The 23,259-nt window shown below is 46.2% G+C and carries 23 protein-coding genes; 20 read left to right on the top strand and 3 right to left on the bottom strand.

All coding sequences use genetic code 11. From position 1 onward, the window contains the following. Positions 1-42 precede the first annotated feature (42 nt). Entirely contained in the window at positions 43-393 is a 351-nt protein-coding gene (locus tag ELR70_RS03875) for a VOC family protein (RefSeq protein ID WP_054013573.1), read from the top strand. 18 nt (positions 394-411) lie between these two features. Here the strand turns inward: ELR70_RS03875 and ELR70_RS03880 are convergent, their stop codons facing one another. Both ELR70_RS03880 and ELR70_RS03885 read right to left on the bottom strand, forming a co-directional pair. Further along, complete coding sequence (locus ELR70_RS03880; RefSeq protein ID WP_054013572.1) at positions 412-1,143, bottom strand: MBL fold metallo-hydrolase; 732 nt, start codon at positions 1,141-1,143, stop codon at positions 412-414. Further along, a complete protein-coding gene (locus ELR70_RS03885; protein ID WP_054013719.1) occupies positions 1,140-1,745 on the bottom strand; it encodes a hypothetical protein in 606 nt (201 codons plus the stop codon). The genes ELR70_RS03880 and ELR70_RS03885 overlap by 4 nt, the downstream gene beginning before the upstream one ends. Before the next feature lie 216 nt (positions 1,746-1,961). Here ELR70_RS03885 and ELR70_RS03890 point away from each other — a divergent pair, with 216 nt between their 5' ends. From ELR70_RS03890 to ELR70_RS03945, 12 genes are all read left to right on the top strand, one after another. Then, on the top strand, positions 1,962-4,196 hold the full coding sequence (locus ELR70_RS03890) for an EAL domain-containing protein (protein ID WP_128064474.1): 2,235 nt from the start codon (positions 1,962-1,964) through the stop codon (positions 4,194-4,196). A 92-nt stretch (positions 4,197-4,288) separates the two neighbouring features. Continuing rightward, positions 4,289-4,963 carry a thermostable hemolysin gene (locus tag ELR70_RS03895; RefSeq protein WP_054013570.1) on the top strand — a complete coding sequence of 225 codons (675 nt, stop codon included), beginning with the start codon at positions 4,289-4,291 and terminating at the stop codon, positions 4,961-4,963. Continuing rightward, a complete protein-coding gene (locus tag ELR70_RS03900; RefSeq protein WP_082353067.1) occupies positions 4,956-6,446 on the top strand; it encodes an AMP-binding protein in 1,491 nt (496 codons plus the stop codon). Before ELR70_RS03895 ends, ELR70_RS03900 begins: the two co-directional genes overlap by 8 nt. Then, on the top strand, positions 6,443-7,123 hold the full coding sequence (locus ELR70_RS03905) for an iron-containing redox enzyme family protein (protein WP_054013569.1): 681 nt from the start codon (positions 6,443-6,445) through the stop codon (positions 7,121-7,123). Before ELR70_RS03900 ends, ELR70_RS03905 begins: the two co-directional genes overlap by 4 nt. Then, entirely contained in the window at positions 7,123-7,923 is an 801-nt protein-coding gene (locus ELR70_RS03910; protein ID WP_054013568.1) for an SDR family oxidoreductase, read from the top strand. The genes ELR70_RS03905 and ELR70_RS03910 overlap by 1 nt, the downstream gene beginning before the upstream one ends. 11 nt (positions 7,924-7,934) lie before the next feature. Continuing rightward, complete coding sequence (locus ELR70_RS03915) at positions 7,935-8,588, top strand: hypothetical protein (RefSeq protein WP_054013567.1); 654 nt, start codon at positions 7,935-7,937, stop codon at positions 8,586-8,588. Then, the gene (locus tag ELR70_RS03920; protein ID WP_054013566.1) at positions 8,585-9,241 is read left to right on the top strand and encodes a response regulator; all 657 of its coding nucleotides are present in this window, start codon (positions 8,585-8,587) and stop codon (positions 9,239-9,241) included. The genes ELR70_RS03915 and ELR70_RS03920 overlap by 4 nt, the downstream gene beginning before the upstream one ends. Before the next feature lie 6 nt (positions 9,242-9,247). Then, positions 9,248-10,450 carry an ATP-binding protein gene (locus tag ELR70_RS03925; protein WP_241566274.1) on the top strand — a complete coding sequence of 401 codons (1,203 nt, stop codon included), beginning with the start codon at positions 9,248-9,250 and terminating at the stop codon, positions 10,448-10,450. A gap of 111 nt (positions 10,451-10,561) precedes the next feature. Continuing rightward, positions 10,562-10,885, top strand: a complete 324-nt coding sequence (locus ELR70_RS03930; protein WP_054013718.1) for a cupredoxin domain-containing protein — start codon at positions 10,562-10,564, stop codon at positions 10,883-10,885. Beyond that, the gene (locus ELR70_RS03935; RefSeq protein ID WP_054013564.1) at positions 10,875-11,603 is read left to right on the top strand and encodes a hypothetical protein; all 729 of its coding nucleotides are present in this window, start codon (positions 10,875-10,877) and stop codon (positions 11,601-11,603) included. Before ELR70_RS03930 ends, ELR70_RS03935 begins: the two co-directional genes overlap by 11 nt. A gap of 46 nt (positions 11,604-11,649) precedes the next feature. Next, positions 11,650-12,312 carry a hypothetical protein gene (locus tag ELR70_RS03940; protein ID WP_054013717.1) on the top strand — a complete coding sequence of 221 codons (663 nt, stop codon included), beginning with the start codon at positions 11,650-11,652 and terminating at the stop codon, positions 12,310-12,312. A 78-nt stretch (positions 12,313-12,390) separates the two neighbouring features. Continuing rightward, positions 12,391-13,617: an ATP-binding protein gene (locus ELR70_RS03945; RefSeq protein ID WP_054013563.1), complete on the top strand. Its 1,227-nt coding sequence runs from the start codon at positions 12,391-12,393 to the stop codon at positions 13,615-13,617. A gap of 19 nt (positions 13,618-13,636) precedes the next feature. On the opposite strand, the gene ELR70_RS03950 is transcribed toward ELR70_RS03945, so the two are convergent. After that, positions 13,637-14,311 (bottom strand): hypothetical protein, encoded by a 675-nt coding sequence (locus ELR70_RS03950; RefSeq protein ID WP_054013562.1) that lies wholly within the window; start codon positions 14,309-14,311, stop codon positions 13,637-13,639. Positions 14,312-14,779: 468 nt separating this feature from the next. Here ELR70_RS03950 and ELR70_RS03955 point away from each other — a divergent pair, with 468 nt between their 5' ends. The 7 genes from ELR70_RS03955 (at position 14,780) to ELR70_RS03980 (ending at position 23,254) form a co-directional block, all read left to right on the top strand. Next, a complete protein-coding gene (locus ELR70_RS03955; RefSeq protein WP_010380108.1) occupies positions 14,780-14,989 on the top strand; it encodes a cold-shock protein in 210 nt (69 codons plus the stop codon). Between the two features lie 135 nt (positions 14,990-15,124). After that, entirely contained in the window at positions 15,125-15,628 is a 504-nt protein-coding gene (locus ELR70_RS03960) for a DUF4240 domain-containing protein (protein WP_054013561.1), read from the top strand. Positions 15,629-16,212: 584 nt separating this feature from the next. Next, entirely contained in the window at positions 16,213-19,044 is a 2,832-nt protein-coding gene (locus ELR70_RS03965) for a M4 family metallopeptidase (RefSeq protein WP_054013560.1), read from the top strand. 90 nt (positions 19,045-19,134) lie between these two features. Further along, the gene (locus tag ELR70_RS03970; protein WP_054013559.1) at positions 19,135-21,075 is read left to right on the top strand and encodes a Hint domain-containing protein; all 1,941 of its coding nucleotides are present in this window, start codon (positions 19,135-19,137) and stop codon (positions 21,073-21,075) included. Between the two features lie 53 nt (positions 21,076-21,128). After that, positions 21,129-21,956, top strand: coding sequence for a hypothetical protein (locus ELR70_RS03975; RefSeq protein ID WP_241566275.1), 828 nt, complete (start codon positions 21,129-21,131; stop codon positions 21,954-21,956). After that, positions 21,944-22,375, top strand: coding sequence for a hypothetical protein (locus tag ELR70_RS25290; protein WP_241566276.1), 432 nt, complete (start codon positions 21,944-21,946; stop codon positions 22,373-22,375). Before ELR70_RS03975 ends, ELR70_RS25290 begins: the two co-directional genes overlap by 13 nt. A 9-nt stretch (positions 22,376-22,384) precedes the next feature. Continuing rightward, a complete protein-coding gene (locus ELR70_RS03980) occupies positions 22,385-23,254 on the top strand; it encodes a GEVED domain-containing protein (protein ID WP_054013557.1) in 870 nt (289 codons plus the stop codon). Positions 23,255-23,259: the final 5 nt, after the last annotated feature.

Below are 23,259 nucleotides of genomic sequence, written 5' to 3' on the forward strand. Positions count from 1 at the left end.
TTGAATATCAAGGTGCAAATAAGAAATTAAGAGGGAAGGACCATGACACACCATACATTGAACTATGTAGAGTTTGCAGCGTCGGACTTGACAGCGACGCAGGTATTTTTTGAATCGGTATTTGGCTGGCAATTTCAGTCATATGGTCCGGACTATGTCGCTTTCAGTGAGTCTGGGCTGGAAGGTGGCTTTTTTCAAAGTGAAGTGTCTGCAAGCCAGGCCCTGGGGGCGCCATTACTGGTGCTCTACAGTCAGGACCTTGAGCAGACACAGCAAGCTATAGAGCAAGCTGGAGCCACAATCAACAAAGCCATTTTCAGCTTTCCGGGCGGCAGACGTTTTCATTTCATTGAACCAAGTGGTAACGAGTTGGCGGTGTGGAGCGACAAATAACGTGAAACCGGTATTGAGTTAACTCGCAATTCCGACATCCAGTTTGGCAAACCACTCAAGGAACTCGGTGACGGCTTCTCCTTTGAACAAGCGGCCATGTTGTGGTGCCATTATACTGATATCCAGCTCTTTAACGCGGGCTATCCAGTTTGACTTGGCTCGGTTAGAGGGCATCCAGCGGCGGTGAAAATACTCCATGTGTTTCACATGAGTGCCAAAATCTTCGACAAAAATGGGCGCATCCGTTTTTTCCAGTGCTGCGCCTACATCACCGCTCATCAGAATTTTTGCTTGTGGATCGTAGACATGGAAATTCCCGGATGAGTGCAGGTAATGTGCCGGTACTAGCTTGAGGCTAATGTCATTCAGACGTATCTCGCCGCCTTCATCCTTGATCCCCTGATATCTGATGTTGTTCATGCCAAAGTGACGAATGAACCCTTCCCATAGCCAGGGAGCGTGCAGGGTTGCGTTTGGCAGGGCTTTATCCCACAGCCCAAGTGATGAAATGATGTCGGGATCCTGATGGGACGCGAATAACGTTGTGAGTTCTTCGAGTTCAATGTGCTGTAATATTGCGGCTAACATAGGTGAAAAAAGTTCAGTACCGCCCGGGTCGAGCAGCACAGCCTGACCTTTTCCTTTCACCAAATATTGGTTGGTATCTATGATTTTTTCTGGTTTCCCTTCATCCCGACCAAACATCAACCAGGTGTGGCTGGGAGCCTGAAACAGTTGTGTCGCTTTCAATGCAAGGTGCCTCTTAGTGTATGAATTTCATTTAAGTTTACGGTGACAGATTGCTTGATTGTTTTGGCTGCACAGGCAATAAAGTCGGAGACGGATTGCAAGCTGTCGCTAAACTCTCCAGCATTCGATGCTTCAACTCTACTGGTCACAGCTATGTATTCAGCACTGCGCATCTGTTTGTTTATTTCTTCAAAAAAACTCTCAAGCTCTAGCAGGGCGACTTCGAGTTTCTTCGTCTGTTGCTGTCGTTCAAATTTCGCTTTGTGCTGTAGAGCTGCGAGTTGTACTGTGGATGCCAATGTCGCTGCTTGGCCGACCTGTAAATCAAACTGTGTACTGCGAACTGCTTCAAGCGCGATTTTGAACAGCTGGTTGGATAATGTTGAGATGTGTGTCGTAGTTTTAATGGTTTGCTCTGAAAACTCATCAATAAAATTAGTGATGGGCTTAAAACCAGACGCAGAGTCTCCTGCTCGAAGTGCGACAACTCGTGCATTTTTAGCAGTTAATGATAAGTTTTTAGCTTCAGCCAGAATGGCATCAAGGTTGGCAATAATACGCGCAACGCGAATAAAGCTGTCTACTATATTTTTATCGCTCAATGCGAAACTCCACTGGCTACGGGCTGCTTTCAAGACACTAGGATAAAATTCGCTGAAATTCCAGAAATCGGCATAATTGCACACTGAGTGAAAATGTTCTCAACAAGCTTAAACTCTTTCATTAACAAAGGCTTCAAAAGTGCACTGAAGTATTACCAAAGTAACGAGATTGCGACTAAGCTTGTCAGGTGCGCCTTATAAAAGAGCGGAGCCTGAGTGAAACCCACTGCGTTGCAATCAATAGTTTGTCTGTGTTTGTCTGTCATGACATGGCTGGCAAGTGCAGCGACTCAATCACCAGCTATTTTACTTGCCAACCCTATGGTGTTTGCGCTGGCCACAGGGGGCGTATTTGCTCTGATGGCAGGTTTGGTGGTGTGGGGGCTAAATCGTAAACGGGGCGTTACCAGTAGCAATGAACATCATGAAGCCCATCATTTTTATCTAGAGGCGTTTCAGGCTAATCCCGGGTATCAGTTCGTGTTTAGCTCAGATGCCAGCTTAGTCAGTATGAGTGATGGTTTGACCAAAGCGCTGAATAAGAGCCATGCTGCTCTGTTTGCTTATAACCTGCATGAACTGCTTGAGCCAGATAGCTGGGCAAGGCTTGCAGCGTGGCTGGAGCAGCCAAAAAATGGTCAGGTAGTTAAATTGACTTTGGTTAGTGCGCACAGTGAGCGTGTGACGGGATTATTTGAGCTGCAGAGCTCTGAACACTGCAATCTTCATCTTGCGCGCTATCTGCATCTTTCTCCTCACCTAGGTCAGGCAGATACGGACAGCGAACTGTTAGCCGTGACATTGAGCTCTATTGGCGACGGTGTAATATGCTGCGATGTAGATAGCCGTGTGATCTTTATGAACCCTGTCGCTGAGGCCGTTTTAGCCCTGCTGACCGAGGAAGTGAAAGGATTACCTATCACCGAGGTGATGCCGCTGTATCATGAGGGAAGTGACAGGCCAATTGAAAACCAGATGGCGGTTTGTATGCGAAACCAGCAAACGGTTAGCTTGCCTGATTCTACTTGTTTTAGAAATCATCTCGGACTGGAATTTGCCATTGATGATTCCTGCTCTCCGGTATACAACAATGCAGGCAAAGTGATTGGGGCCGTGATGATTTTTCAGGATGTGACCGAGTCGCGGGCGCTCAAACGCAAGATGAATCACCTGGCCCATCATGATGCATTGACCGGTTTGCCGAATCGTTTATTGCTGCAAGACAGGCTGATTCAGGCCTGTAAACGAGCACTGCGTAATCGCCACCAGTTTGCTGTTGTGTTCATGGATCTGAATAAGTTTAAAAAAATCAATGACTCATTAGGGCATGACTTTGGCGATTTGTTATTAAAGCAGATTGCGCACCGACTGACCGACGCAATCCGGGCATGTGATACCGTTTCTCGCATGGGAGGCGACGAGTTCGTGCTGTTGCTCGATGCCATTGAGGATAAACGACATGTTGGCAGTGTCATCAAAAAAGTGCTTGATAAAGTGTGTGGTCAATACGAAATTAAAGGCGTTGAAGTGCAGGCTACTTTGAGTGCTGGTGTCGCTTTATATCCAGATGACGGTGATAACGCTGAAGTATTAATGAAACATGCCGACAGTGCTATGTATCGGGCGAAGAAATCTGGCAAAGGCGGTATGCAGTTTTACTACTCGCAACTGGATGACGAAGCCGAGCAAAATCAGGTTCTGGAACAAGCCATTTTTGAGGCGATATTTCAGGATAAGTTTGAGCCTCATTTTCAGCCCGTTGTGAATGCCGCGGATGGCCGGGTTGTTCAGCTGGAAATGTTAGCTCGCTGGCATAAAGAAGGTACCCTGGTTGAAGCGAGTCATTTTATCGGCGAGATAACAGACGTGGGTGCCCTGATGACTTTGCAGGCAAGACTTTGGGAGCAGGCGTTGAGCCACTTTACGCAATGGCAGGCACAACACCCTAAGCTCAGGTTAAGTATCAATCTGGCGGTAAAAACACTGCAACAAGATGATGCATTGCAAACACTAAAGCGCAGCTTATCTGCACATGGGTTACAGCCTCAGCATATAGAAATCGAGATCGCTGAAAAGCAGCTATCGTTATTGGGAGCTGAGCTTAACACTGTGGTTAGTGCATGGCGCCAGGCCGGCTTTACTCTGGCGATTGATGACTTTGACGCCAGTCATACCAGCATTGGTGAACTTCATGCGTTCAACTTTGATGTCCTTAAACTAGACCCTGGGCTTTTAGATGGGTTAACAGAAGGTGAGGCCACGGGTGTGGTAAGCTCGATACTCACTCTCGCTAATAACCTTGGTGTTGTTTGCTGCGCTGAAGGAGTCGAAACATCTGAACAGGCCAGGTTACTCACCCAAATGGGCTGCCCGCTTCTGCAGGGGTACCATCTGGGCGAGCCACTCAGCGCAGACGATATTGCAGTCTACCTCGCCTTGAAACACACTTAATAGACCTCAAATACACACTCATTTTGGAATCTTAAGGTTTTCTTAATTTTCCAGTTTTACTCTGCACCTAAGTTAACATTACGGAGCAGCGTATGACCGCCCTTATTCAAACTCATGAAACCGCGACCTCTACACGGCAGCTAAGCTGGGCAGCTCATCACGGTGTTTTGCGCGCCACACTGGAGCATGATATTCGCAGTGGGTTTCGTAAAGCATTTGATGCCGAGATCAAGCACTTTTATCCGTTACTGAGTACGCTGAAGTTGACTTGTGGTCAGTGTAGCCTGGGGCTACGACTTGCTGGCAAACACGAGTTGTTTGTTGAACAGTACCTGCAACACAGTATTGAGTTGACCATCGGCGCACATCAAATTGGTCGCAGTACATTAGGCCAACATGCACGTTTTGAAATTGCCGAGCTGGGAAATCTGGTATCGACGCATCGTAAAGCCAGTTTGCTGCATTTTGTGATAGTGACTCAGGCACTGACCGCTTACGGTATTCGCTATCTGACCTTTGCTGCAACCAGCCAGGTAAGAGCATTGTTGTCTTTGTTACAGGTTCCGGTGCATATCCTTGCTGACGCAACTGATGATATTAAGGGCGCTGCTGACTATGGCTCTTACTACCAGCAACAGCCCAAAGTGTGTGTAGTAGAGTTAGCAGATGCGAATCAGGTGATCCGAAAAACGGCGCTATTTCGGCGGTATGTGGAGCAATATCGCAACGAAACGGAATATTTGCTGGAGGGACTGCGCTATGCATGACTTTTTGAATAGTACATCACATCACAGTCAAGAGATTGTCGTTGCAGATGAGTATCAAAGCTGGACCAAGCATGACTTTCAGCAGCAATGTGAGGTCTTGGTGGAGCATCTGAGCACACTTGATGGAGCGTGTGTTGCTTTTCATATGGATAATTCACCTGCCTGGATTGCGCTTGACCTTGCATTGTCAGAGTGCAATAAAATTGCGCTGCCCCTGCCTTTGTTTTTCACTCAAGCACAGTGCGAGCACGCATTATCTGAGTCAGGTGCTAGCTGGTTAATTAGTGAAGCGGTGCTCCAGCTCTATCCGCATAGTAAAACCATCTCCGTATGTGGGCGTCAACTCCATGTTTACCGGCTTAATGGTAAAGCAACAGGCTATTTTGCAGGTACACGCAAGATCACTTTTACTTCAGGCTCGACCGGCTCTCCCAAAGGTGTGTGTTTGTCGCAAGCCACTATGATGCAAGTGGCACATAGTCTTAGTCAGCGCTTGGACCTGGAAAAGCCCAGACATCTGTGTTTGTTGCCTCTGGCTGTCTTGCTTGAAAATATCGCAGGAGTGTATGCCCCGTTATTGAGCTGCGGTCAGATTTTTGCACCTTCTTTGCATAGCCTGGGGTATCAGGGCAGTCAGTTACAAGCCCCCGACAAACTATTGGCCTGTATCAGTGATTTCGAGCCTAATACGCTGATCCTGGTCCCGGAGCTATTGCAGCTGTTGGTGCATGCCTGCTCACAGGGCTGGCAACCACCTAGCAGTTTACGTTTTATCGCCGTTGGTGGCGCCCGGGTTGATAGCTATCTACTTGCTCAAGCCATCGCGTTTGGATTGCCCGTTTATCAGGGCTATGGGCTATCGGAAGCCGGCTCCGTGGTGGCACTGAACACAGCTGACGGAAAGCTCACAGGTGTCGGAGAGGTGTTACCTCATCTGGAGTACAAAATTGAACATGGACAGCTTTACCTTCGCGGGCCACTTTATCTTGGCTATCTTAATGGAGCGCAGCACAACCCTGAGAGTTGGCTGGCAACCGAAGATTTAGCGAAGCAAGACACCACGGGTCTGGTGATCCATGGAAGGCATAAAAACCAACTGATCCTGAGCAATGGGCGTAATGTGTCGCCAGAGTGGCCTGAAGCTTTATTACTCAGCCATTGTGGTGTTTTACAGGCTATTGTCTTTGGGGAAGCCAGAGCACATCTGGTTGCGTTAATCTATGCCTCTTCGCAACTCAGTGACAGTCAGCTAACCAAGCTTGTCACTCAGACCAACAGCCTGTTACCAGATTACGCCAGAGTTGATTCCTGGCATCGGCTGGAACATCCCTTGTCGGTACAAGCCGAATTACTAACATCAAACGGTCGGCCCAGGCGTGATGCCATTGCCCGCCACTATCAAACTGAATTAACTGCCCTCTATCAAACTTACACCGAGGAGCAGGCTTTGCAGCCGCAAATACGATTGGAGAAAAGCATATGAATAATTTTTATGAGAGATTACAGGATGCGACTCATGCTGAGCGAGAGTACCTATTAAGTGCGCCTATCTTCAAGGCAGTATTTGAAGAGGAGATCTGCCTTGAACAGTATGTGGGGTTTTTAACTCAGGCTTTTCATCATGTTAAGCACACGGTTCCACTATTGATGGCATGTGGCAGCCAATTGAACGAAGAAAAAGAATGGCTACGTGAGGCGATTGCACATTACATTGAAGAGGAACTAGGGCATCAGGAATGGATCCTCAATGATATAGCTGCGTGCGGTTTCGATAAAGAAACGGTACGTCACAGCCAGCCGGGCTTTGCGACAGAAATGATGGTCAGCTATGCCTATGACAGCATTCAACGTGTGTCACCCTTGAGTTTCTTTGGCATGGTGAATGTGCTGGAGGGCACGTCAATTATGCTGGCAGATAAAGCTGCAACGACCATCCGTACCAAGCTGGATTTACCAAAAAACGCTTTCAGCTATCTGACATCTCACGGGGCGCTGGACCTTGAGCATATTGACTTCTTTGCCGGGTTAATGAATCGCATTGAAGATGCACAAGAGCAGCAGATCATCATTCACGCTGCCAGACGCTTTTATCGTCTCTATGGGGCCATTTTTCATGATATGGATGTTCAACTGGGGTCATTTACACGGGAGGCAAGCTAATGAGTGCACAAAAATTAGCAGTGCTGACTGGGGCAACTGGCGGACTTGGCCGAGTGTTCGCACACCGCTTGCTTAAAGATGGTTGGCGCTTACTCCTGGTGGCGCGTCAACGAAACGCTTTACAAGCAATGGTGGCGCAATTAGGTCCTGAGCATCAGGCTATTGCGGTTGATTTATGTGATGATAAAGCACCCGTACAGGTTGCGCATCAGGCCGCGATGATGGGAGGTGCGAGTCTGCTTGTTAATAATGCTGGGGTCAATCGCATGGTCGCGTTTGAAGATATGACGCAGGCGGAATTAACACAGCAACTACAGGTCAATCTTGTCTCACCGACTTGTTTAACCTATGCCATGTTAGATCAGCTAGAGGCCAACCAGGGAACGATTGTTAATATTGGCTCTGCGCTCGGGGCCATCGGATTTCCTTACCAAAGTGTTTATTGCGCCAGTAAGTTTGGCTTACGTGGCTTCAGTGAAGCCTTATCCCGAGAGTTGGATGGACGGGTTTCAGTGAAATACCTCGCCCCCAGGGCTGCTGATACAGCCATAAATGACGAGTCAGTCCGCCTGCTTAACAAAAAGCTTGGAAATACAATGGATTGCCCGCAGGTTGTGGCTGATGAATTTATGGCTTTGCTTAAGAGCAAAGCCAAACGCAAGGGACTTGGGTTCCCCGAGAAATTTTTTGCCCGACTTAATGGCGCTCTGCCAGAGCTTGTTGATGGCAGCATTATTAAGCAGTTGTCGACCATACGAGCGCATTTCGCAGCACAATCTGCAAAACTTTCTTCACGATAGGAGGACTCATTATGAAATCCATATTTATTGCACTGGGTGCATCTTTTGGTCTGTTATGTAGTGGAATGAGCTATGCTGCGTTGGTAGACGACATAAGCTTATTGCAACAATCCTGGGCCAAGGTTAACTATGAACTGAAAGATGAAGCACAGGAAAAAGCATTTAAAGCATTGATAAAAGATAGCCAAAGGGTCGTGGAACGTTATCCGGAAAAGGCTGAGAGCCATATCTGGCATGGCATTATCCAGTCAAGTTATGCGGGAGCGAAAGGCGGATTGGGTGCTTTGGGCCTGGCCAAACTGGCGAAAACGGAGTTTGAACAAGCGCTTGCCATCGACCGAGAGGCGCTTAATGGCTCAGCATTAACCAGCTTGGGCACTCTATATAGTAAGGTGCCAGGGTGGCCCATTGGTTTTGGCAGCGATACAAAAGCGCGAGAGTTGTTCGAGCAGTCATTGGCCATTAACCCGCGAGGGTTGGATATCAATTACTTTTATGCGCAATTCCTATATGATGAGCGCGAATACAGTAAAGCTTTGATACACTTAAAGCAGGCACAAGCTGCACCCAAGCGTTCTGGCCGAGAAAAAGCGGATCAATACCGTCAGGCCGAGGTTACAGAGTTGTTAGCTCGGGTTGAGAAAAAACTTAAGCGCAAGAAATGAGATTATTATTAGTAGAAGATGATGCCCTGCTTGCGCAGGGCCTCATCCAGTCGTTAAAGAGAGAAGGGTATGCAGTTGAGCATGCTGACACTTGTGCCAAGGCATTGGCTGCCATCGAGGCAATGATCCCTGAGATGGTAGTGCTGGATCTGGGGTTGCCTGATGGTGATGGATTGACTGTGCTAAAAGCGCTTAAACGGGAAAAAGCGCAGGTCGGTGTGTTGATTCTGACTGCTCGCGATGAGCTGGATGACAAGATCTCAGGATTAGACCATGGCGCTGATGATTACCTGGCAAAGCCATTTGAACCGCTTGAGCTGTTTGCCCGTTTGCGGGTTGTTGCCCGGCGCTTTGGCAAGCAGCAAGATAGTCGCCTGAGCTGTGAACAGGTTGTTCTGGATCTTGCCAGTCATCAAGTGGAAATTGAGCAAAGCACCCTACAGTTACCGCGAAAAGAGTACATGCTACTCAAGGCTTTGATGGAGAATAAAGGGCGGGTTTTGTCTAAAAATCAGCTTGAAGATAAATTATATCACTGGGGTGAAGAATTAGGCTCCAATGCCATTGAAGTCCATATTCATCACCTGCGTAAAAAGTTACCTGATGGGTTTATCAAAACTCTGCGCGGTATAGGCTATGTGGTAGGTAGTTGATAGTCGATGCATCCCGTCCAACGTTCTGTTTCTATTAACCGTAAGCTAACACTGATCCTGGTTTCGTGCCTTATATTGTCAACTTTCTGGGCATTGCTAAATGGTTATCAGGCCAGTATGGCTAAGGCGGAGCAGCAGCTAGACGAACAGCTAAAGGAAATGGCGGGGCTGCTGATGAAAACACAGCTTACGCAAACATTTCCGACCCATGAGTTATATTTCCAGATTTGGCAAGATGGCGTCATGGTGGCGGCCAGTGAGCGACTGAGTAATGCGGGTACGCAAGTAGATCTAACCCCTGGTTGGCGGACGCAAAATGTTGCTGCAATGCGACTACGCACTTATACCAATAAACACGATACCCGATTGGTGTTAGTGGCTGAGCCGGTTAACAAACGCTTTGCACTTGCTGAGAGTTTGGTGCTATCAGCCATGCTGCCTTTGGTGATTGTTCTGCCTTTGCTTGCGACATTCATAACCTGGTATATCTATCGCGCACTGCGGCCACTGACTCAGCTAAGTGCGGAGTTAAAAGTACGCCGGGCAGACGATTTTACTGCATTGACAACGCACAGTCAGGACCTGGAAGTCGCTCCTGTGATTGCCATGATGAATGCACTGTTTGCAAAAGTTGAAGCAGCCTACTTGCGTGAACGTTATTTTGCCTCAGATGCAGCACATGAACTAAAAACCCCTATTGCGGCGCTGAAAATCCACTTGCATAACCTCAAGTCAAGCCCCTCTAAAAGCAGTATTTTGGGCATAGAACAAAGTGTAGAGCAGCTGAATCACATCGTAGAACAAATGCTGACGCTGGCTCGAACAGAGCCTCAGGTATGGCGTAAGCAGTTTAGCACTCTGGAAGTTGAAGCGGTTACCCAACAGCTAGTGGGACAGATGTACAGTAGAATTGCTGATAAAGAGCAGCAGATAAGCTTGCATTGTGAGCCTTTTTCAATAATGGGGTGCAAGTTCTCGCTCATGACCTTGTTAGGTAATCTGTTGAGTAATGCCATAAAATATACGCCTGTCCAAGGTGAGATCCGTATTGATATCTGGCGTGACTCAGAGCATGTCTTATGGCAAATACAGGACTCAGGCTCTGGGATGACACAGGCACAAATCGACCGAGTGTTTGACCGTTTTTACCGAGTTGGTGGCGACTCCCATCCCAGCGGGGAAAAAGGGGCAGGACTGGCATGGCGATAGTTCGCCAGATCTGCGACATTTATGACGCTAGGTTAACCTTATCACGTGCAGAGCTGGGAGGGTTGAAAGTATGCGTGGCATTCAAAGGAGTGCAGGATGAATAAATGCCGTATGATTTTAACATTGAGCTTGTTATGTGCACCCGCTTTTGCACTGGAAACGCGAAGTATTGTACTAAAAAACCACTTGTTTCATCCTCAGTCAATAGAAGTGCCTGCCGGGCAAAAAATTCGTCTGGTAATTGAAAATCAGGATCCCGGCGCAGAAGAGTTTGACAGCTTCGATTTAAATCGCGAGAAGGTGTTATTTCCCGGTCGAAAAAGTGTCATTTATATTGGCCCGCTTGAGCCGGGTGAGTATAGTTTTTTTGGCGAGTTTTCTCCCAACACGGCAAGAGGCGTGGTTATTGCCAAGGAGCAGCAGCATGCTCCTTAATTCGGTGGTGATCACACTTAACCAATGTTTACCTGTGGCGGTTGTATGGGTCTTGTTATCAGCAACTGGCAAAACAGTGATGACCACTCAACAGGCACTGCACGGTATTATATTGGGTGCATTAGGTTGTTTGACTTTACTGATGACAGCAGCAGATATTTCTGTCTGGTGGGGTTATCGAGGTCTGGAATTGTGCCAGATTATGCTCTTAATAGCCTTGTTTGTTGGCATATCCGGCCATTACATTCATGGCAGTGAGTTGGCGCGGGTGTTTAGTGTGGCAGCAGCATTGACGCTCTATTTGAGCAGCTTTTTTACTTATTTCAATAGTTACTGGCAGGCTGATGCCGTATTTTCGTTGGCTTTGGGGGCTGGCCTGGGTATCAGTATTTGTGCCAGCTTTGCAATACTACTCTATTTTTCACTGCTCTGGGCGACCAGAAATATCATGGCTTTGGTGAGCATATTTGTTGCTTTGCATAGTGCCAGTAAACTGGTATTTGCCTGTGATTTGGCTGCGCAAATAGACATTATTCCTGCTTATCCCGCGCTTTTTGATCTACGAAATTGGGTAAGTGAAGACAGTGTAGGTGGTCGTATCCTGAAAGTATTGTTTGGTTATGAAGCGACACCGGGCATATGGTCTATCCTGGCGTTGACAGCAGGCGCAGGGATTTTTTGGATTGCTAACAACTGGAGGTGCAGGCGTGCGGCATAACTTAGTATTGAACACAGTGTTGACAGGGTGTCTGGCCTGGCTACTGATGATGTCACCGACTGCCTCGGCAGATGGTATGGTGGTCGACAAAGTATATCATCCCTATGTGCTGCCGTTGGAGCGCGAGGTAGAGTGGCGATTACTATCAAGACAAAGTGATCAAGGCAATATTCTGGCACAGCGGCTTGGACTGGGGTGGAGCCTGACCGAAACCATGACCATAGAAGGCTACGCCATTGGTGAGCGTGATCAGGATGATAATTTTGATATGGCTGCCTATGAAGCCGAGGTACGCTGGCAGTTAGTCGAGCAAGGTCGATACTGGGCAGACTGGGGTTTGTTGTTTGAATATGAAAAGCGCCATAAAGAATCGGCTTACGAGGCGACGGTTGGTTTGTTGTTCGAAAAAGAGTTTGGTCGTAACAGTCTGACGTTGAATGCCTTTATAGTCAGAGAATGGGGACAGATGATCAGTAATGAGTGGGAGTCTGAATTCCGAGCTCAGTATCGTTATCGCTGGATGAGTGCTTTTCAGCCTGCAATTGAAATCTACAGTGGAGAGGACTATTTAGGTGTAGGCCCCGCTGTGATTGGGTTGCACCGCTTCCAGGGGCAGAAACAGCTGAAGTGGGAAATTGGTTTTGTTACTGAACTGAGCCAGGTAAGTAAAGACCACAGCTTCAGGCTTGCACTGGAGTTTGAATTTTAAATTGGCGGGTTCAGGCTATACTCAAAGAGCAAGCCTGCAAGGTATGTTATCAGAAAAGGGCTTGCCAGGAGCTGGCACGTGAACACCAACACTATATCAGACGAACTGGTTGTACAATGGAATGAGCTCTTAACTCGGGTGGCTGAGTTGCTGGAGGTGCCTGTTGCATTGATCATGAAGCTCAATGGTTCCCACCTGAGCGTGTTTAATAAAAGCCTCAACAGTAAAAACCCTTACGAGATTGGTGACAGTGAATGCTGGGACCAGTCAGGGCTTTATTGTGAAACAGTGATAAAAACACAGCATGAGTTATTTGTACCCAACGCCCTCAAAGATCCAATCTGGGATCATAACCCAGATATCAAACTAGGCATGATAGCTTATCTTGGTTTGCCAATTAAGAATGTTGATGACTCTGTTTTTGGCACAGTATGTGTGCTAGATGACAAAGAAAACACCTTTGATGGCAAAACCAGAGCCATGCTCAGCTCACTGAAACATTTGTTTGAATTGCAATTGAGAATGCTGGCGGAGCAAAAGGAGCAAGATCATAAAGAGGCATTCAAAGAGCAGACATTAATGACCATGGGACTGGCCCATGAACTCAATACACCACTGGGTGTGAGTGTGACGTCTGCATCTATGTTGGTCGAGTCGGCCGGTAAGCTTTTACAAGCATTAGATGACGGGCCTGAGTCTGTGGATGAAGTCCGCAAACAGGCGGATTGCATTGGTCAGGCTGCAGCCATACTGGCACGCAATCTTTATCAGATTGACGATAAAATTGACCGGCTTAAACAGTCTATTGTGCAGTGTCACAATGGGGTTTCGACAGTATGCCGTATTGCAGACGTTTTTAATTCGCTGGCAGAAGTATGGGCACCCTCTCTGGCAGAGAAAGAAATCACCCTGAAAATTGATATCGACTCAAGCGCAGACGTATTATTACATCTCAAGCCCGCAAGTTTAATCGAAGCGCTCAACCATCTGATTACCAACGCAATTGAACATGCATTTGATGGCGTTGAGGAACCAAAGATCAGAATTGGCGCCAAGGTTAAAAATCAGGAGCTCAAGCTCAGAGTCAGTGATAATGGCGCTGGCGTAAACCTGATACACCCGGAAGATATTTTTGCACCATTTTATTCAACTAAGAAGCAGGTTGCAGGGTCAGGTTTAGGTTTGGCACATGTTAAGCGTATTGCTCTGAATGATCTGGCTGGGACAGTGTACGTCAGTCGTTATCAAAATGGCTTAAGCATAGTACTACGATTTCCTGTTTCCGGGCCGATAGCGCAACCTTGATCTGACAGTCAAATAGGGGCTATAAGCCCTTTTGTGCCTTGACGGTTGCAATAGCCAAAGATATTTCTGCCGCCACTGATGCATGCTTTTTATGCAGGACATGATAGGCTTTTGAGCTAAACAAGTGATGCACATTTAAATGAGCAAGCGAGTCGGGTAGCGGCCACTGAGTTGATACCACAAAGATTGCATAATCGAAACGATGCAGATTGAGCAGCTCGGGTAACTTGCCTAAGTTATTAATCTGATAAAACTGATTTCTTTGTGCTTGAGGATACTTGGTGAGCAGCACACGCTTTGATTGATCGGTAGCGACTATCGTACTTGGTGTTGCCACCAACACAGAGTTGTCGCAAGGTACACTTGTGACGCACAAGAGGACAAAGTCAACCTCGGTCAATGCCGGACCCACAGAGATAACATCTTTGAAAGGTGCGAATATCTCCTGTGCCAGAATGACGTCGCCATCGGTATGCTCTGCCGTAATTTCGTGCAACACACGGTGCGCGGGCATGGCAATAAAGTTGGCTTTGATACCTGCCTGAGCATACGCTGCCCGAATTAATGGCAAGGCCTGATCGCGGACGCTGGGATGTTGCAGGTAAGATATGGTTAATGGTGTAGCCCCAACTGATGCACTGGAAGCGCATAACACAACAACCCAGATTATTAACAAAAAAATTTCTTTGAGCATAAAACGCGCCTTAGTGGATCTGCGCAGAATTATACCCAGTTTAGTTGCAAAGCATAGTCTCCAAAGGTGTTATATCCGGTTAAATTAACCACAATTTGCCCTCGATCATAGTCCTGTCAAATAGCTAAGATAAAAAAGGTACACCCTTGTCTCCTCTGCCTTCAAAGCGACTTGTTTGTGTCATCAAGAATTAACAAATATGATTAAAAATTAGTTGACTTAGAGGGGCAGCCCGATAAGATGAACGTAGACAGAATTTGGGTCAGTGTTTATAAATCTCCATTACGTTGTTGTATAAGTTTTTGCTTGTAGTAGTACCGTCCTGAAGTTTTATCACCGGCAAAATTTAGGTCTATGCGCCCACATGGGCATAGGTTTGCCAGTTTTTTGTATAGAAGGATCCTTTGCAACAGGGCAGAGGTTAGCTTTTAGGGATTGGCATCATTTTAATATTCAGGATTTACTATTATGTCTAATACTTTAACAGGTACCGTAAAGTGGTTTAACGAATCAAAAGGTTTTGGTTTCATCGCTCAGGAAAATGGCCCAGATGTATTCGCACACTTCAGTGCAATCAAAGGTGACGGTTTCCGCACCCTTGCTGAAGGCGAGCGTGTTGAGTTTAAACTGACTCAAGGCCAGAAAGGTCCTCAGGCAGAAGAAATCGTTAAGCTGTAATTAAAAGCTTAATACCCTGAGAGAAAAAGCAGGCTAAGGCTTGCTTTTTTGTACCTGTTATCCACTTAGCATACCTTTCAATTAACAGCCTGTGATAAGATCGCATCATTAATAATTCCTGATGTGTTTTATTCCATGGATCTGACCCAATTCTGGCAGCTCATTGCCATTGACAACCAAAGCAAAGATAAAACGGCGCAACTAAAAACCAGGCTGGAAACACTGTCTGATACAGACATTGCCGATTTTGACACACACTACAGCAAGCAACTCAGACGCTTATGGCACTGGGATATCTGGGGTGCAGCCTATGTGACCTGCGGCTGCAATAGTGAATATGATTTCCTGGATTTCTGCAACTGGTTGCTAACCCAGGGAGAAGCCGTGGTAGAACAAGTGCTGACCCAGCCAGATACACTGGCAAGCATTGAAGACATTCCCCTGCGCGATAACCTGCCTTACCCTTACTGCGACGAACTGGACCTGACAGCAGGCTTGCTCTACGAGCAAAAAACGGAGCAGGAGCTGCCCTATCACAATACTGTGAACTATGCGCCACAGGGCAAACAGTTTAAAAATAAACCCAAAGTGTTAAAGCAAACCTACCCACACTTATTTGCTAAGTATTGGCAGGGGTGAAATTCGCCAAAACCGCCGAGAGCCTGACTGTGCCTGATTCGTTTTCGGTGATATACCGCAGAGCTTAAGTTACAAAATGCAGGCACAAAATGCGCCTCCCTCACATATAGACAGCCACGGTCAAAGAGGCGCAAGGCCAAATTAGACTTTGTACACCCGGTGCATATTTTTGTATGGTGCTTAAGTACAACAAAAGAAAATAGCTTTCTATTAAAGTCATGGTGGACTATTCTTAGCCAACTGAAATATCTACTAACTTATTTACTTGTAGAGTCTTGTCATTTCAATAACAGCAGCAATCTCCCCTGAGTGTGTAAAATACCATTTTAAATAGTGCTTAAGTACCGTTTTGTTTACTTCAGCCGATCGCGTTCCAAGTACAGAAGTGAACATGAAATTTTAACAGGTTGTTTGTTTTTTGTTTCATTGTGAGTGTTTGTACATTACGCTTTTATGACGTAACGAAATAGGCTTGAATACTCAATTACAAGTCGCAATGACCTCATGATGATAGCGACAGCCCGTTTCAAGCTTAAAAGGAAAACATCTAGTATATAAACAGTACGTATTCAGGGAGAGAGTGAATGCCTATTATTAAAGCCTTTTTGGCGGCCTTTCTGTGTTGGTTCAGTTGTGTTAACTACGCTGAGATGCAGTGGATCGATACACACTCATTATTGAATCAGCAACACTTGTGGCATGAAATTGAACATGAACTGCACAAGCAGACTCGAACCTTTGCCCTTTCAACGAATGCGGACAAAGCGGAAAAAGGATTAAGTTATCAACGTATAAAAACGATAGGAAGTACCAAACGCTTTGAGCATTATCAGGTTTTTTATCGTGACATACCGGTGATAGGAGCTCAGTTTGTCCTCGTCAAAGACGGCACTGATAAAGTCGTGCAGGGTCTGGGTGTGACCTTGAGAGCACAAGAGGTGATGAGTGCCACCGATGGGCGTTACTTCCACATGCCTCTGACAGATATAGACCAGAAGCTGGTATCAGGAGCAGGCATAGCTTCCGGGACGAAATTACAACATCTCAAGCGTGCGTATTTGACTTGGCAAGGCCGTTTAGTTGGTGTGTTTCAGGTTACCGCCACTTCGAAAGAGGGCGTACGTATACTTACCATCGACGCGGACACTCTGAATGTACTTAAATCTGAGTTGGGGACCGTTCACGTTTCTAGTAATGAGCGAGACGTTAAAAAGCTTTCCAGTGACGAACAATATGTTGCTGCCGGAGGTATCGGCGGAAACGAGAAAATGGGGGCTATTTGCTATTCACCACAACCTTCAACAATGGAGGCTTGCCTCAGGTATCAATATGATGAAACGACCGGCGCTTCAACTGAGTTGCTATTCAATGATATCAGCGACACGGGTCGCCCGCTCATTTTTGCAGATTTCGAGGGTTACCCGTTTGTTGTCAGAAAAGAGGGGAGACGTTGTTTTTTAGAAAACCCGTATGTGCAGACGATTGACTATTCTTCGCACCATACTAATTCTTTTATGTACGGTTGTGATGGGTATTACGAGTATTTTAATGGTGCCGATGTCGATACAGACTATTTTGACTATTTTAGTTACGGTCCATTAAATGACGCTCATTTTTACGGTGGGCTCACCATGCAGTTTTTCCATAAACATCTGAATGAACTATTTCCAAATCAAGAATCCGATTGCCCCATTAATGGTTATTGTCTCCAGACACTCAAACAAAGAGTAAGAAACAACACCTTTGGTATGAACAGGGCTTATTGGGACGGTGCCTATGTCAATTATGGAACTGGATACTATGGCTATAGCCATTATTCGCTTACTACGGCTAGTATAGTTGCTCATGAGGCTGCACACGCACTGACACACTGGAATAGTCAGCTGGAAAATAGCGGGGAAGCAGGTGCTTTTAATGAAGCGTTTTCTGATATTAACAGTGTTGCGGTTTTGGATTACTTGCAACGTAAAGCAACGGGTAGTTTTAGTACTTCAGAATCATTTCTAACTCAAGTACTGGATGGTACAGCGCACCCGCAAGCCGACAAAAAGTGGTGGATGGGTTGGGATGTGCGAGTCCAGGATGTAGGAGAGCGCTACTTCGCTCTGCCGTCTCTTGATGGCAGCAGCATTGACCACCTGAGTGCTTATCGTGCCAACATGTCTCGCTATGACGTGGGGGGGATTTTCAGAAAAGCATTTTATGAATTAGTAAAAACTTATGGTTGGACGATAGAAGAGGCATTTAAACTATTTTTAACCGCCAATATTGCATGTTTGCCCGCCAACGCCAGTTTAGATGATACTGCAACTTGCCTGATGTTGGTTGCTCACTCAAGCAATGTGAGTATGTTAGCAGAGGAAGTACAGAAGAATGTTGATGGGGCGTTGCATCTGGTGGGGCTGGTGGCACAATCGTCAGAAATATCTAGTCTACCGGTTACTGCTGTGCCGCAGTATGACGAGTTCAGATATTTAATTGAGACGCTACCTATTAGTGAAATAGAACGCATCGTTGTGGACTGGGGGGATGGGACTACAGAACGTTGGGAGCGCAACGCAGGTCATGCAATTTATCCTTTCTTACATAGGGGGCATAACGTTGCGCCAGATCAGCTTCTGCGTTTTAAGCTCAAAGTTGTGCACAGCAATGGAGAGGAGTTGCTTGCCTATAGGGATTATTATTCACATCCTTTAGGTGTGGTTTGTTCGCCGAGGATAGGGAATGAAAAAACTGAGCTGATGGATATCGTGACTATTAATCAACAGAGCTTGTCACTGCAACCACAAAGCTACCAGGAGATTCTGGACCAGCCTCTGAATATGTACCTTGAGCAAGAGAACTCGATCGAGTTAGGTCCCAGAACTGTAGGTCAAAAAGTGACGGTATTGATCGATACAAACCACAATGGTGCCTACGAAGAACAAGAAGTTTATGTAGAAGAATGGGCTAAGGGCAATGAACGTATTATTTTGAATTTGCCTGATGGTGCCTTACCGGGCCAAATGATGATGCGAGTGTCTGTTGGAGATAGTTACAGCCATATATATAGCTGCGGTGGTATTGGTGAGGGGCAAATCTTTGATATAAAAGTCGACTTTTCAAATGCAGGCGAGTGGTCGCCTACTAACTTTAGCTTCGAAACTGACGGCAGCAACAAAGTTAAATTCCTCAACAGTTTTGTGCAAAGCAAGGCGCAACCCTCGGATGACTTTGACCAACCTGTACTAGCAAATGATTCAGCGTATATTTCCGGTTCAAGTGGTATTCCCTATCCTCTAAGTTTTCAGACTTGCTTTGAATTGGTATCTGAACAAAGTTCTCAACGCTATACATATAGTGAATTATTCAACTTATTTGCCTGTCAAACAAAAAAAGCCATACCTCGAACCTACAACATGTTCCATCCGACTTAATTGAATGAATTGTTGTAGGGTTTCGCCAGCATATCGTTGGCGAGACCTGAGCACTTGCTCAAATAACTCTCCATATTAAGGGAATAAAATATGAAACCTCTGTATTTATCCATTGCTCTGGCATTGGGGACGGTCTCCGTCATGCCTGACACTTTTGCTGGCTCATTACAAGCAGTCAGTAATGCAGCTTACCAGCAAGACATGCAGATCAAAAATGAGCGTTTAAAAGCGCGACTGGCACGGCACGGTCTGAGCAGAAAAAATCGACCTCAGTTGTTTTCGCTGATTGAGCAAAGGCTGGAGCAAGACACGTTGGTAACAGAAAATCCTCGACTGAGCTCATTACAAAATTGCTTGAGTGGCAGACCGGAACTGTGCTCTTTTTTTAAGCACATGGGGGTTGACGTAGTAAACAATGCTAGTGGTGAGCCATTTGTTTTGCTATCTGCGCTAAACAGTAAAACGGTTTCGACCGATTATACACTGATAGATCTGCATCTGACCAATGAGAAAGGCGAGCAGCTCACTCAGCTGTCATACAATGAATACTTTGGCGACGGGCAGGAGGCAAAACGCAAATCCGTATACTCCTACGCGAAAGTACAAGATATTCTGTCTAAGCTTGCCGCTTCAGAGCGTATTCTTGCTGATGGCTGGGTAACCTCAATATATAAGGGAGCCGACAATAAGCAAATTGTTGAAGACAGAAATATTGTGGTTGAGTATTCGAAGGATACTTTGCTGGCAAAGTTAGGCTACTTTATTCAACCGAGATCAGGTGCTGAGGGCGCCTCACTACTTCCTTTAGCGGGGCGAGATGGTTTTGAAACAGCCATTAAAAAGCCCATTGATAACCGCTCTGAAGGCGGTGCGGATGTGCCTGATGGTAAGATCATTATTTGTCTCAATCGAAATTATGGCGATTGTGATTATGAAAATATATACCCAAGAGATACACCTACTAGCCAAACCAAACTTAAGGTGCCGTTTCAAGGGAGCTTTGATGTGATGGGCAAAGTAACACGCATTTACCTGCCAGATTTTACAACACTGGAAGTTCAGGAGGAAAACGGCGTAATAACCATAGTTGAGAGCCCAGCAATTAATAAGCCTGCTTTCATGAATCACGGAACTAATATCTTTATTCAGACGAAGGAAGGTGGTGGGGCCGTGGCAATTGGTGATTCTGATTATCAGGATATTAGCGACCTCTTCGCAAAGAAATTAAACCTGCGCTACGATAAGTGGAAGGGGATGGATCGGACAATCATATCTTGGGATATCCCGCAAGATGAGGGGGTGTTTGGAGACGCCACATTATTTGGCAGGTATCAGGATACCCACTGGATAATGCACTTTGCGCTTGATCATGTGATACGTCCAGGTAGACCCCCACTAACGGCTTCTTTTGTCATTGGCTCTACAGAAATGGACAGTGGCTGGGGTGAAACAGGCCATCCTCAGATGCAAATTGTTTACAGTTGTCTGGCAGAAGGTACCTTAATCACTCTGCCAAATGGCAAGCAACTTCCCATCGAGCAACTTAAAGTGGGAGATAAAGTGCTTGGTGCTAGCGAGTTCTCTCCTGCCCATCATTTAGCTCTGACGATAGAAGATATTTCTGTTGGTGTTGAAACTATTCCCATGGTCCAGCTGAAAACCAAGTCGGGTAAAACGCTGCTATTAACAGAATCTCACCCTGTTGTAATGCAATCAGGTAAGGCTGTGTGGGCCAGTAAAATTGAGCAAGGCGCAAAGATTTTGACCGAAAGCGGGTTGGAAATGGTCACTCAGATGGAAGAGATTGAGTTCACCGACAAGGTGTATAACCTTCGTCTGGGCCGTGATCACGAAGACCCCAATTACCAGCAAGGCGAGTCTTTCAGCATGTTTGCCAATGGCCTGCAAGTGGGGGATTTGGCAATGCAAAGCGAGCATGAGTTTAGCAATGAGGTGGAAACAACAGAAGATGTGCTTAATCGTTTGCCTCAGGTCTGGCATCAGGACTATCTGAACAGCCTGAAGCAGTAGTCATGGATTGACAAAGACTAAGGCTCGGCAGAGCCTTTCATGGAGATATGATAATGAAAATACGTAATGTGGTTTCGATTATGTTGTTATTGGGAGCAGTCTTGTTTTTGATGCAGGCACATGCTCACACTATAGCTGTCCATGAAGTAGAAGAACGAACGACCATTGGTCAGAACAATGACCTTGTGCCACTTGGCACGGCTTATCAGAGCAAAGGAAAGCAGTTTTTGGGGTTGCAATCTGTGCTTGGCAGGCAAGTCGATCACCTGGGTAACACGCATATAGATTTTAGAGTAGGTGTTGACCTGAGCTATCAGCAAGCACTTAAACTCGTTGATGGCAAGGTAGACGCGGGTTTTGAATTGCCAGCGGTGAGAGTAGATGCCGGCTCAAATTATGCTAAGGATATCAGCGCGGACAGGTATACAGGTACTTATACCGTCTATTCCTCAATAAAGCCCAAATCAAGAATATTGATTCCCAGCGATGACACAGGCTACCAACCGACAGTAGCCGCGAAGGAATTAGCAACAGCATATCCCGGAAACAGGGCAAGCAACTTGGGTGACGGATTTGCTCAGGGGTTTGCTTACGGCTCGAATGTTGTCATTAACATGAAAGTTGAGTATCGAAATGAGGCTGATAAGCGCACAATTGGTGGATATCTTAGTGTTGACTGGATAGGTAAAGTAAAAGTCGAGGGAGATCTGCAGAAAATCGCCGAAGATAAACGAAAATCAGTCAAAATTACGATAAGTGGTATTCAAAGTGGGGGAGACCCAAACAGATTATTACAAGTAATACCTAACGGTATTATGCACTGCACTTTGTTAAACCCGAGCCCTGCTTTAATCTGTTTGAAACAGCGGTGCAGTACCTGAAAACGGACTATATCAATCAGTTTAATGTACTGGATGATTACAATATTACCGACACTTATACAGCAGGATATTTGGATTCTGGTGCCGGCCTTCAACAACTCATCCCTGATAGCGGCTATATACCAGCTAACTACCTGACTAGGCTCATCATCAAAGAGTTGACGACTCGTTGGATAGATGAGCAGCTGGTGTATCGCCGAGCAAAAAATCTGCAGCGCTACTATGCCGCACAGTTTTCTGCAGAGCAATTGATACAGTTACAGGATATTGAGACTAAAAGCCGTGCCAACGCCAACTTGTTTGCTGATTTAGTGGATTACTGCGAACGCAACCCAGAAGGTAATCACTGTATTAATTACGAGGCCGATAATCTCGTGTATGTGCGTGATTATAGCGCCATCAGCGACGTACTAAGATAAGGATATCTCATGAATATACTCAGATTTTTGTTAGTGTTACTGGTACTGATTGTGGCTTTTGGTGGTCCAGCCTTCGCTTCGGCATTAGAGCAACACAATGATACACACCAACAAGCCAGATACAGTGAATTAGGAGATTTACTTACGGTTGAACAGGCCAAAGGCCGGTTTGCGTGGCTGAGCAAGTGCTATGACGGGCTGCTGGTTGAACTATGGGAGCAGATGTATGAATCGACCACAATAGTCCCAAAAGAGGAAAAGCTTCGCCAGCTTAAGGAGCTGTGGCTCTCTGACGCAGCTTTGGCAGCAGGTAAGGCGCAATACGTGACGTTTGCAAATACTGATTTTACAAACCCCTATCAGTGGTATGCGGGCACCAGTGCTGAAGCTGCGTGTTCTCTTATGCCGCTAGAGTATGAACCTGTGGCGCTTAAAACCACGGTGCTGCCGAGGGTGTACTGTGATAACCGCAGTTATGTTCATGAATGGGAATGGATCTCCGAAGTAACCGTGGATGAGCTTACCCATCAGTCGGAAAAACACGGATATAGTCAGGTTTCGGGTAAAGTACTTGTATTGCGAGCCAACCATGCTTCTAAAGTCACCATTAAGCCCGGACACAAAGATCCGGAATTTCCATCTTATGTCGCAGTCAGGGTATGGCTGGACTGGGATCACAACGGTCAATTTGAACCATCGGAACTTGTTTATCGGTCCGCATCAACAGGCGTGTTCAAGTTTTCGCTAGACATACCTGCACAAGTGCCCGAAGGTTTGACACTTATGCGTGTTGCCACTGATGCCGGCGGAGGGTCTGATAACGCATGTACGCGTGTACATTACGGTGAAGTGGAAGACTATTTGGTAACGATTCGTTAAGGAAG

The sequence above is a fragment of the Pseudoalteromonas sp. R3 genome, assembly GCF_004014715.1.
In the GTDB taxonomy this organism is placed as follows: Bacteria; Pseudomonadota; Gammaproteobacteria; order Enterobacterales; family Alteromonadaceae; genus Pseudoalteromonas.